Origin of the sequence: Roseovarius sp. THAF8, from assembly GCF_009363735.1 — a bacterium.
Classification (GTDB): Bacteria; Pseudomonadota; Alphaproteobacteria; order Rhodobacterales; family Rhodobacteraceae; genus Roseovarius.
Genome location: NZ_CP045410.1, coordinates 1,320,716 through 1,332,165 on the forward strand (window position 1 = coordinate 1,320,716; position 11,450 = coordinate 1,332,165).

Sequence of the window (11,450 nt, forward strand, 5' to 3'; positions counted from 1 at the left end):
TCAGGTCTCCTCCAGTTCCCGTCCCGCCGTCGCCCCGCTGATCAGCTGATAGGCAAGCAGGTCTCTGATGTTATGCGGGTCGCGCACCAGCGGCGTCAGCGCCGACCGCAACCCGTTGCGATGCGCGGCGGCGCGGCGCTCGGCCTCCACCGCCTCTTCCAGCGTCACGAAGCGGAACCGCAGCGCCGTGCCCGGCGTGGCCTGCACCACCGTCGGCAGGTCGCAGGGCAGTACCGAGGCGATACGCGGGTACCCCCCCGTCGTCTGGCATTCGCCCAAGAGCACGAAAGGCGCGCCGTCGCCGGTAATCTGGATATCCCCCGGCACCACCACCTCGGACAGCACACTCAGGCCCGCGTCGCTGTGAAATCCCTCGCCGTCGAAATCCAGCCGCACGCCCATGCGGCTGCCGCGGGCGTCTCGTGTGAAACCGGTCGTCTCGAACCGCTCGATCTGGTCGGCGTCGAAGAAATCCGTCTGCAGGCTCGGCACGACGCGCACAGTGCCGCCCTCGAACCGCGGCGCGACGGGCAGCAGCCGGTTCACCTCCGCCGGCGCGGTCTCTTCGCCGATCTCCAGCCGCGCTTCGGATTCTACCGCCTGTCCCAGCCCGCTTGCCACGTGCACGCTGCGCGACCCGAGCCGCGCATCGCCGCCAAAACCGCCGCCCACATGCAGATAGCCGTAACTGCCCGCTTCCGCCCCGCCGATGGTCAGCCGCGCCCCGGCGGGCAACGCGTGGCTGGCGTGCCAGGCCACCCTTGTGCCGTCGATGGCCGCCCGCATCGGCGCGCCGGTCAGGGCAATGCGCATATCGCTGTCCGCCTCGAACTCGCCGCCCATCCCGGCCATCTCCAGCGCCGCCAATCCGTCGTCCTGACCCAACAGCGCCGCGCCCTCGGCCAGCGCCAGCCGGTCGGCAGCCCCCCCCGGCGACAGACCGAAGCCCATATAGCCCGGCCGCCCTCGATCCTGCAGCGTCAGGCCCGGCCCCGCGCGGCGTACGATCAGCGCCCGGCTCATGTCAGCTCCTTCGCGCGCGCGCCGCCATCGGGGTCGTCCTTCATCGCCTCGAACCGCTCCCGCGAGACCGGCTCGAACCGCACCGCATCGCCGGGCCGCAACACGAAGGGCGTCTCGGCCTCGGGCCGGAACAGGCGAAACCCGGTCTGCCCCACATGCCGCCACCCGGTCGGGGTGGAGACCGAAAAGAGCACCAACTGCCGGATCGCCACCGCCAGCGCGCCCTCGGGAATGCGCTCGGTCAGGTCCTTCTGGCGCGGGATGTCCCATTCCGGCCCAAGCTCGCCCAGATAGGGCTGACCGGGGGCAAAGCCGATGGTCTGCACCCGCACGACCGTCTCCGAGATTGAGGCAATCGCCTCTTCCGCCGTCATCCCCGCCGCCTCTGCGGCCTCGTCCAGCTGGGGCGCAAGATCCGTGCCAAAGACCGTCGGAATGCGCCATTCCCGCCGCCCCTGCGGTAGGTCGGCCTCGTACCAGTCGCGCTCCTGCACCAGCGCATCGAGGTCGGCGCGCAGGCCCGCGTGATCCCGGTGCACCGGGTTGAACCGGACATAGGCCGAGACCAGCGATGTCGATGTCTCCTCCACTCCCTCCGGCGCGGCCCGGTCCAGCGCGGCGCGGAACGCCAGCGCCGCGCGGTTCGCCGGCTCGCTCAGGCGGTCGCCGAAGCTGACCAGCATCCCGTCCACCCCGACGGTGCGGATCTTCGGCCAGTCCGACGCGGCCTCCTGCCGCTCTGTGCCCGTGTCGCTCATCCTACATCTGCCCCGGCAGGAAGGTGACGATGGACGGGAAGACCGAGATGATCACCAGCGCCGCCACCATCAGCATGAAGAACGGCAAGGCCGCCTTGGCGACGTAAAGAATGTCGCGCCCGGTCAGCGATTGCAGCACGAACAGGTTGAAGCCCACGGGCGGCGTGATCTGCGACATCTCGACCACGATCACCAGGAAGATGCCGAACCACATCGGGTCGATCCCGGCCTCGGTCACCATCGGCATGATGACGGACGCGGTCAGCACCACCACCGAAATCCCGTCCAGGAAACATCCCATGATGACGAAGAAAACCGTCAGCGCCGCCAGCAAGGTGAAGGTCGACAGGTCCAGCGACCCGATCCATTCCGCCAGAATGCGCGGGATGCCGGTGAACCCCATGGCGACGGTCAGGAACGACGCGCCCGCCAGGATGAAGGCGATCATGCACGATGTCACCGTCGCCCCCATCAGCCCGTCCATGAAGCTCTGTTTCGTCAGCGTGCCGGTACTCCACGACAGGATCAGCGCCAGCACCACGCCCACCGCCGCCGCGTCCGTGGGCGAGGCGAGCCCGGCATAGATCGACCCGATCACGCCGAGGATCAGCAGCATCACAGGGATCAGCCGCCGCGACCGGCGCAACCGCTCCATGAAACTCACCGCCAGCGACTCGTCGGGCAGCCGCGCGCGGTTCACCATTGCCCACAGGATCACGTAGCCAAGGAACAGCCCCACCAGCAGTACGCCGGGCAACACGCCCGCCACGAACAGCCGCGCAATGGATTGCTCGGTCGCAACGCCATAGACGATCAGGATGATCGACGGCGGGATCAGCAGCCCCAAAGTGGCCGAGCCGGCCAGCGTGCCGATCACCATCTTCTCGGGATAGCCGCGCTGCGTCAGCTCGGGGATCGACAGCTTGCCGATGGTCGCCGCCGTGGCCGCGGACGATCCCGAGACCGCGGCGAAGATCCCGCAGGCAAAGACGTTGACGTGCAAAAGCTGCCCCGGCAGCCGGTTCATCCACGGCGACAGCCCCGCGAACATGTCGTCCGACAGCCTTGAGCGGAACAGGATCTCGCCCATCCAGATAAAGAGCGGCAGCGCCGCCAGCGCCCAGTTGTTGCCATGCCCCCAAAGCGTGGTCGCCATGACCAGCCCCAAGGGCGCGTCGCTGAACAGCGCCATGGCGGCGATTCCCACGCCCAACAGGGCAAAGGCCACCCACAGCCCCGCGCCCAGAAACGCAAACAGCAGGACCAGAAGGATGATCGAAAGAACCGTGACGGACATGGGCGCAGCTCACTCGTTGAGAAGGTTTTCGCCCTTGCCGGTCCAGCTGGCAGAGCGTCCGCGCAGCAGCCCGACAAGCTCGTCGGCCAGCGCGATGGCAAGAATGATCAACCCCAGCGCCACTGGCACCTGCGGGATCCACAGCGGCACCGACACCATGCCGGAACTCTTGTCGCCGAATTCGTGCGACTCCAGCACAAGCAGGATCATGTACCACGCGGCAAAGCCCGACATGCCCAGGCCGATCGCGGTGACCACAACCTCCAGCGCGTGGCGGCTGCGCTCTCCCAGCGCTTGCGTGACCAGCGACACGCGAATGTGCCCCCCCGCCCGCAGCGTATAGGCCAACGCCAGAAAACTCGCGGCCGCCAGGAAGAACCCGGTGAAATCGGCGTAGGACGGGATGGTGACCCCCAGCCCCTTACCCGTCAGCCCGACGGTGATCTTGTCGGCCAGGTTCAGCCCCACCTGCGCAAAGACCAGCACGACGATAGCGAGGATGAAAAGCGCCGCCAGCCCGCCGGCCGCACGGTAAAGCGTGTCAAGAACGCGCCGCATGAAGTGTCTCCCTGTCGGATGATGGATGGCCCGGGCGCGTCTTGGCGCGCGCCTCGGGCCGGTCTGCCTGCGTCAGCCTTCGTAGGCGTCCAGAAGCTGTTGCCCGGTCTCGCCGGCCTCTTCCTTCCACGCCTCCAGCATCTGCGCACCGATCTCCTGCAGGCCGGAGGTCAGCTCCTCGGACGGCTCGACCACGGTGATGCCGTTGTCCTTCAGGACCTGCGTCATCTCCTCGGCTTCCGACTTGCTCATCTCCCAGCCGCGCGCCTCGGCGACCTCGGCGGCCTCAAGCACGGCGGTCTGCGTGTCCTCGTCCAGACGGCGGAAGGCCCGCTTGTTCACCACGACGATATTCTTCGGAATCCACGCCTGGATGTCGGTGTAATGCGTCAGAAAATCCCACGCCTTGGAATTCACCCCGGTCGAGGGCGAGGTGATCATCGCCTCGACACGCCCGGTGCTGAAGGCCTGCGGAATGTCGGGCACTTCCACCTGCGTCGGCGCGGCGCCGGCAAGGTTCGCGAACTGCTCCAGCGTGGCATTGTAGGTGCGGAACTTCAGGCCCGCCAGGTCATCGACCGAATTGATCTCCTTCGTGGTATAGAGCCCCTGCGGCGGCCACGGCACGGCATAAAGCGGCATCAGCCCCTGCTCGTCCAGCAATTGCGTGATCACCTCTTCCTGCGCGGCCCACAGCGCCTGCGCCTCGTCATAGCTGGTCGCCAGGAACGGCAGCGAATCCGCCCCGAAGACCGGGTTGTCGTTGGCCAGCAGCGACAGGAAGAACTCGCCCGCCGGCACCTGCCCGCTGCGCACGGCCTTGCTGATCTCGGGGTGCTTGAACAGCGAGCCCGCGGAATGGACCTTGATCGCCAGATCGCCGCCGGTCGCCTCTTCGACGTCCTTGGCGAACTCCGCGATGTTGACCGTGTGGAACGTGGCATCCGGATAGGGCGTCGGCATGTCCCACGTCTCGGCCTTGATCGGCAGGGCCAGCGCCGCCACGGCAACCGCCGCGCCGCCCAGTGTCTTCATCAGTGTCATCACGTTTCTCCCTGTGACTTATTCAATGACGGAATATTGACGATACGTTTGCAATTTGTCAACGTTTTGTCACCTACGGTGTTTTTCAGGCGCAGCCCCCGCAAGGTTCGACACCGTGCCGGAGCCGCGGAAACGCCCCGGACCGGAAGAATTGCGCGGCACATCAAAATGTGAAAAAGTCAACGAAATGCCAGCGTTTCGCCAGAGAATGAGAGGCCGCAGAATGGAAAAATCCCAACCGGAAAACCGCCGCATCGTCTCCTCGCGCCACCTGGCCGAAGGCGAAGGCTGGGAACTTTCCGAGTTCGAATTCGGCCTGATCATCGCCTACAACGCGTTCTCCCGCTGGATGACCCGCTGCATGGCCGCCGCCGGCCAGGGCGAACTCAACCCGCTCGACATCCTGATTCTGCACAACACCAACCACCGCAACCGCGACAAGCGCCTGTCCGACATCTGCTTCCTGCTCAACATCGAGGACACGCACACCGTCAACTACGCGCTGCGAAAGCTGTCCAAGGCGGGGCTGATCGTGTCCGAAAAGCGCGGCAAGGAAGTGTTCTATCGCACCTCCGACGCGGGCAGCGACCTCTGCCAATCCTATCGCGACGTGCGCCGTCAGTGCCTGCTGGACGCCTCCGGCGGCACCGGCCTCAGCGGTGAGGAACTGCGCGAGATCGCCCGCATCCTGCGCGGCCTCTCGGGCCAGTACGACCAGGCCAGCCGCGCCGCCGCCTCGCTCTAGCGGTGTCGCGGGGCCACCGCCCCGGCCCGGGCCGTCACCGACGCGACGATCCGCGCCCGCGCACTATCCTTTGCATCCCGGCGCCGCCACGCGCCCAGACGGAGACCGACCACATGCCAGGACCGCTCAACGGCTTTCGGGTGATCGACCTGACCACCATGATCTCTGGCCCGCTGGCCACGATGACGCTGGCCGACCAGGGCGCCGAGGTGATCAAGATCGAGCACCCCAGGGGCGGCGACCACAGCCGGCAGGTGACCGGGAGGCGCGGCGGCTTCTCGGCCTCGTTCCTCAACAACAACCGCGGCAAGAAATCCGTCACCCTGAACCTCAAGGATCCGCGCGGCGTCGCGGCCGCGCTGCGCCTCTGCCGGACGGCGGATGTCTTCGTGCAGAACTTCCGCCCCGGCGTGGCCGAGCGGATCGGGCTGGGCGAGGACGCGGTGCGCGCCGTGCGCCCCGACATCATCTACACCTCCATCGCCGGTTTCGGGTTTCAGGGCGACTGGGCCGGCAAACCCGTCTACGACCCGCTCATCCAGGCGCTCTCGGGTCTGGCCAGCGTGCAGGGCGGCGCGGACGCCGCCCGCCCCCGGCTGGTGCGAACCATCTTGCCCGACAAGCTGACCGCGATCCAGACCGCCCAAAGCATCACCGCCGCCCTTCTCGCCCGCAGCCGCACCGGCCAGGGCAGCCACGTGCACATCTCCATGCTGGACACGGTCCTGGCGTTCCTGTGGAGTTCCGACATGGCCGGCTATACCTTCATCGGCGACGAGGTGACGCCCGAGAAAAGCGCCGATGCGCAGACCTTCGTGGAACTGATCTACCAGACCGCCGATGGCTGGATGGCCGTCTCGGCCCATACCGACAGCACCTGGGCGGGGCTGGCCGCCGCGGTGAACCGGCCTGACTGGCTGGACGACCCGCGCTTCGCCACCGTCGCGGCCCGCGAAGAGAACAAGCCCGCCCGCCTGGAACTGACGCAGGAGGCGCTGCTGACGGACACAACCGCCAACTGGATGGAGCGTCTCGGCACCCATGACGTGCCCTGCGCCCCGGTCCTGACCCGCGCCGAGGTCTACGCCCACCCGCAGGTCGCCGCCAACGGCATCATCCTCGAACAGGACCACCCCCAGGCCGGCCCGCTGCGCCAGGCCCGCACGCCCGCGCGGTTCTCGGCCACCCCCACGGACCGCCCCGCACCCGCCCGGCGGCTGGGCGAGGACACCCGCGCCGTTCTGGCCGAGGCGGGCTATGCCGAGCCCGAGATCGACGCCATGATAACGGACGGCGTCGCCACCGACACACAGGACCCCACCGCATGATCGACCTCTACTACGCCCCCACCCCCAACGGCTGGAAGGCCGCCATCATGCTCGAGGAAACCGGCCTCGAATACCGCCCCGTCCTGATGCGCCTCAGCGAGGGCGACCAGTTCGCCCCCGGCTTTCTTGAAATCAGCCCCAACGCCAAGATGCCCGCCATCGTCGATCACGCGCCGGGCGAGGGCTGGGGCGACGCGCCCGTGCCGGTCTTCGAATCCGGCGCGATCCTGCTCTACCTTGCCGACAAGGTGGGCCGGTTCGCCCCGCCCCAGAGCGACCTGCGCGCCCGCAAGGACCTGATGGAGTGGCTCTTCTGGCAGGTCGGCAACCAGGGGCCGATGGGCGGCCAACTCAGCCATTTCCGCAACTACGCGCCCGAGGACGAGCGCGACTACGGCTTCAAGCGCTACCTCGGCGAATACGACCGCAACCTCGGCGTGCTCGAGGCGCGGCTGGAAACCCGCGACTACATCCTGGGCGATTATTCCATCGCCGACATGCTGGCCTTTCCCTGGGCCTTCATCGCCAAACCCCTGGGGGCCTCGCTCGATGCCTTCCCCCGCGTGGCCGACTGGCGCGGGCGGATCAAGCAAAGACCGGCCGTGCAACGCGCCATCGACCTGCACAAGTCCGAACAGAATGGCGGGCGGCACCGGGTCGACAACAACAGCATCCTGTTCAACCAGTCCGCCGCGTCCTTCAAGCCCGGGTCCGGGGACTAGACGGAAGCGCCCCTGCCGGTCCTTCCACTGCGGCCGGCGCGTCTCGATGAACGCGGCCCGCCCTATCCCGCCGCCTCCCGCCCACTCCGCCCCGTGGCGCGACCGTTCCGCGCAGCCGGGCCTCTATCGCCGCCGCCATGGAACAGACCGGCGCCGCAACGGTTGGCAGTGAAAGGCGGCCCGCCCCTCGGGGCCGCGACCCTGCCCCTGCGATCGCGGAGATGCCCATGAAGACGACCCTCACCGTCAACGACCAGCCCCACGAGGTAGAGCATGATCCGCGCCGCACGCTCCTCGACACGCTGCGCGACGATCTCGGCCTGCCGGGCACCAAGAAAGGCTGCGATCACGGGCAATGCGGCGCCTGCACCGTCCTGCTGAACGGTGAGCGGGTGAATTCCTGCCTCTGCCTCACCGCGATGCATGACGGCGACGAGATCACCACCATCGAAGGCATCGGCACGCCGGAACGTCTTTCGGCCCTGCAGAAGGCCTTCGTGGAAATGGATGGTTACCAATGCGGCTACTGCACCCCCGGCCAGATCATGTCGGCCACCGCCATGCTGCGCGAAGTGGCCGACGGCGCGCCCTCCTACGTCAGCGACGATCTCGGCACTCCCGACCTCTCCGACCCCGAAATGGCCGAGCGCATGTCCGGCAACCTCTGCCGCTGTTCCGCCTATCCCCTGATCCGCGAAGCCATCGCCATGGCAGCAAAGGCTGACACATGAGACCGTTCGACTATCACCGCGCCACCGATTTCAGCGACGCCACCGCGGGGCAGATCATCGCCGGCGGCACCAACCTGCTGGACCTGATGAAGATCCAGGTGGTCACGCCTTCCACGCTCGTCGACATCACCCGGCTCGCGGGTCTGTCCGACATCACCGCCGAAGGCGACGGCCTGCGCATCGGCGCGCTCGTCACCAACACCGCGCTGGCCCATGACGCCCGCATCCGCGCAGGTTGGCCGCTGCTCTCCCGCGCGATCCTCGCCGGGGCCTCTGCCCAGATCCGCAACAAGGCCACCACCGGCGGCAACCTGCTTCAGCGCACCCGATGCCCCTATTTCTACGACACCTCGCAGCCCTGCAACAAGCGCAGCCCCGGCGCGGGCTGCGCCGCCCAGGGCGGCGCGGGGCGCATGCTCGCGCTGTTCGGCACGTCCGAACATTGCCTCGCCGCGCACCCGTCCGACATGGCCGTGGCGCTAAGCGCCCTGCAGGCCGAGGTCGAGATCCACAGCCCCGACGGCGCGACCCGCCGCGTGCCGCTGCACGACTTCTACCGCGGTCCGGGCGACCGCCCGGATATCGAAACCGCGCTCGATGACGGCGACCTGGTGACCGCCGTCATCCTGCCCGCGCCCCGCGCCGGCAGCCGGCAATGCTATCGCAAGGTGCGCGACCGCGCCTCCTATGCCTTCGCGCTGGTCTCCGTCGCGGGCTCCGTCCACATGGACGGCGACACCATCACCGATCTCGGCCTGTCCTACGGCAGCGTCGCGCCGCACCCGTGGATGAACGACGACGTGGCCGCGATGCTGACCGGCCAGACCGCATCGACCGACCTTTTCGAACGCGCGGCGGACGTCCTGACCGCCGCCCCGGCCCCGCATCCCGACACCGAGTACAAGCGCATTCTCCTGCGCCGCACCTTCATCGCCACGATGCGTCAGTTGACCGGCCTGTCGGACCCCAAGGGCACAGACATCGCAAGGAGCGCGGCATGAAAGACCACTTCACAATGGACAGCCCCCAGCCCCGCCTGCTGGACGAGACGAAACAGGGCGTGATCGGCACGCCGATGGACCGCCCCGATGGCCCGCTGAAGGTCTCCGGCACCGCCGCCTACACCGCCGATCACAACGTCGCCGGCATGGTCCACGGCGCCCTCGTGCGCGCCACCATCGCACGCGGCAAGGTCACCGGCATGGACCGCGACGCCGCACTCGCCATCGACGGCGTGATCGACGTGATCACCGATGCGCGCCTCACCCGCAACCCCGCGCAAGGCATGGCCGGCGCCGCCCCGGTCCAGCCCGGCGACGCGGTGCACTACCACGGCCAGCCCATCGCGCTGGTCGTCGCCGAAAGCTTCGAGGCCGCGCGCGACGCCGCCCAGCGCCTCGAGGTGCAGTACGAAACCACCGAGGCCAGGGTCACACCCGACGCGCCCATGCAGACCGAGACCGGCGACCCCGAGACGGCAGGCGATTTCGACGCCGCATGGGCCTCCGCCGATGCAAAGGTCGACCGCACCTATACCACCCCCTCGCATGTCTCCGCGGCGATGGAACCCCACGCCGCCATCGCGGAATGGGACGGTGACAGGCTCACCCTGCGCAGCGCGCTCCAGATGGTCCGCTTCAACAAGCAGGAGCTGGCGGATTCCCTGGGCATCGACCCGTCGCAGGTCCGCATCCTGTCGCCCTATGTGGGCGGCGGCTTCGGCTCCAAGCTCGGCATCGGCCCCGAGGCCGTCGCGGCCGCCGTCGCGGCGCAGAAGCTGGGCCGCCCGGTGCGCGTCGTCATGCCCCGCCAGACCGTCTTCGACGCCGTGCTGCGCCGCTCGGAAACCGAACAGCACCTGCGCCTCGGCGCCACCTCGGACGGCCGGATCACCGCGATCTCGCACGATGACCGCGTCTCGAACCTCGACGACGAAGGCTTCGCCGAGCCGACAAGCCAGGCCTCGCAGTTCCTCTACGCCGCAAAAGGTCTCAGCTTCACCCAGACCGTCGCCCGCATCGCCGCCACGCCCGCAGGCTCGGTCCGCGCCCCCGGCGAGGCCGTGGGGATGCTCGCCTTCGAGGCCGCGATAGACGAACTGGCCGACACCCTGGGCGTCGACCCGCTGACCTTGCGGCTGGACAACCTGCCGCAGACGCACCCGATGAACGACCTGCCCTACAGCGCCACGCGTCTGGCCGACTGCCTGACCGACGGCGCCGAACGCTTCGGCTGGTCGGATCGCTGGGCGCCCGGCACGCGCCGCGAAGGCGACTGGCTGATCGGCATGGGCCTGGCGTCGGCGGCCCGGCTCAACATGCTGATCCAGTCCTCCGCCCGCGTCCGCCTGACCGGCGACCGGGCCATCGTCGAAACCGACATGACCGATATCGGCACCGGCACCTACGCGATCCTGGCGCAGATCACCGCCGAAATGCTGGGCCTTCCGCCCGCGCAGGTCGACGTGCGCCTGGGCGATTCCGACCTGCCCGGTGCCGCAGGCTCGGGCGGCTCCTTCGGCGCCAGCTCCGCCGGCTCGGCCACCTTCCTCGCGGCCAAAAAGCTGCGCGCGCAGATCGCCCAGCGCCTGGGCTGCGCCGAGGACGCCCTGACGCTGCAGGACGGCCGCGCGCGCGGCGACAACCAGGACGCCGCCCTGTCGGACCTCGTCACCGACGAGATCCTGGCCGAGGCGACCATCGAAAGCGGCAAGACCGCCGAAAGCCATTTCTCCGCCGGTTTCGGTGCCCATTACGCCGAGGTCGCGGTCAACGAATGGACCGGCGAGGTCCGCGTGCGGCGCATGCTGGGCGTCATCGCCATGGGCCGCATCCTCAACGAGAAAACAGCCCGCAGCCAGGCCCTGGGCGGCATGATCTGGGGCATCGGCTCGGCCTTGACCGAAGACATGCAGTCCGACCCGCGCGACGGCCATGTCGTGACCCGCGATCTTGCCAACTACCACGTTCCGGCCCATGCCGACGTGCCCGGCGACATGCAGGTCGTGTTCCTGGACGAACGCGACGACTGGGCCAACCCGATCCAGACCAAGGGCATCGGCGAGCTGGGCATCTCCGGCGCCGGCGCCGCCGTCCTCAACGCCATCGCCCACGCCACCGGCCATCGCGTCTACGACTTCCCCGCCCTGCCCGACCAGGTGCTTGCTGCCATGGGTGTCTAGACCGGGTCCCGGCCTCCCGCGGCTCCGGCTCAAAAATCGGAAAGCAAGCAGCGCGCGGGCGCG

General features: G+C 68.5%; 11 protein-coding genes. 6 read left to right on the forward strand and 5 right to left on the reverse strand.

Features of this window, described 5'->3' with window-relative positions:
- From FIU85_RS06405 to FIU85_RS06425, 5 genes are all read right to left on the reverse strand, one after another.
- Window positions 1–1,023 carry a biotin-dependent carboxyltransferase family protein gene (locus FIU85_RS06405; protein ID WP_152496286.1) on the reverse strand — a complete coding sequence of 341 codons (1,023 nt, stop codon included), beginning with the start codon at window positions 1,021–1,023 and terminating at the stop codon, window positions 1–3.
- Window positions 1,020–1,781, reverse strand: coding sequence for an allophanate hydrolase subunit 1 (locus FIU85_RS06410; protein ID WP_152496287.1), 762 nt, complete (start codon window positions 1,779–1,781; stop codon window positions 1,020–1,022). Before FIU85_RS06410 ends, FIU85_RS06405 begins: the two co-directional genes overlap by 4 nt.
- A gap of 1 nt (window position 1,782) precedes the next feature.
- The gene (locus FIU85_RS06415; RefSeq protein ID WP_152496288.1) at window positions 1,783–3,078 is read right to left on the reverse strand and encodes a TRAP transporter large permease; all 1,296 of its coding nucleotides are present in this window, start codon (window positions 3,076–3,078) and stop codon (window positions 1,783–1,785) included.
- 9 nt (window positions 3,079–3,087) lie between these two features.
- Window positions 3,088–3,636 (reverse strand): TRAP transporter small permease, encoded by a 549-nt coding sequence (locus tag FIU85_RS06420; protein ID WP_152496289.1) that lies wholly within the window; start codon window positions 3,634–3,636, stop codon window positions 3,088–3,090.
- 72 nt (window positions 3,637–3,708) lie between these two features.
- Window positions 3,709–4,680, reverse strand: coding sequence for a TRAP transporter substrate-binding protein (locus tag FIU85_RS06425; RefSeq protein WP_152496290.1), 972 nt, complete (start codon window positions 4,678–4,680; stop codon window positions 3,709–3,711).
- A 223-nt stretch (window positions 4,681–4,903) separates the two neighbouring features.
- Here FIU85_RS06425 and FIU85_RS06430 point away from each other — a divergent pair, with 223 nt between their 5' ends.
- From FIU85_RS06430 to FIU85_RS06455, 6 genes are all read left to right on the forward strand, one after another.
- Window positions 4,904–5,425, forward strand: coding sequence for a winged helix DNA-binding protein (locus tag FIU85_RS06430; RefSeq protein ID WP_152491559.1), 522 nt, complete (start codon window positions 4,904–4,906; stop codon window positions 5,423–5,425).
- Window positions 5,426–5,538: 113 nt separating this feature from the next.
- A complete protein-coding gene (locus FIU85_RS06435; RefSeq protein WP_152496291.1) occupies window positions 5,539–6,753 on the forward strand; it encodes a CaiB/BaiF CoA-transferase family protein in 1,215 nt (404 codons plus the stop codon).
- Entirely contained in the window at window positions 6,750–7,475 is a 726-nt protein-coding gene (locus FIU85_RS06440; protein WP_152496292.1) for a glutathione S-transferase N-terminal domain-containing protein, read from the forward strand. Before FIU85_RS06435 ends, FIU85_RS06440 begins: the two co-directional genes overlap by 4 nt.
- A gap of 227 nt (window positions 7,476–7,702) precedes the next feature.
- Window positions 7,703–8,206 carry a (2Fe-2S)-binding protein gene (locus FIU85_RS06445; RefSeq protein ID WP_152496293.1) on the forward strand — a complete coding sequence of 168 codons (504 nt, stop codon included), beginning with the start codon at window positions 7,703–7,705 and terminating at the stop codon, window positions 8,204–8,206.
- Window positions 8,203–9,207, forward strand: coding sequence for a xanthine dehydrogenase family protein subunit M (locus FIU85_RS06450; RefSeq protein ID WP_152496294.1), 1,005 nt, complete (start codon window positions 8,203–8,205; stop codon window positions 9,205–9,207). Before FIU85_RS06445 ends, FIU85_RS06450 begins: the two co-directional genes overlap by 4 nt.
- A complete protein-coding gene (locus FIU85_RS06455) occupies window positions 9,204–11,387 on the forward strand; it encodes a xanthine dehydrogenase family protein molybdopterin-binding subunit (RefSeq protein WP_152496295.1) in 2,184 nt (727 codons plus the stop codon). The genes FIU85_RS06450 and FIU85_RS06455 overlap by 4 nt, the downstream gene beginning before the upstream one ends.
- Window positions 11,388–11,450 lie beyond the last annotated feature (63 nt).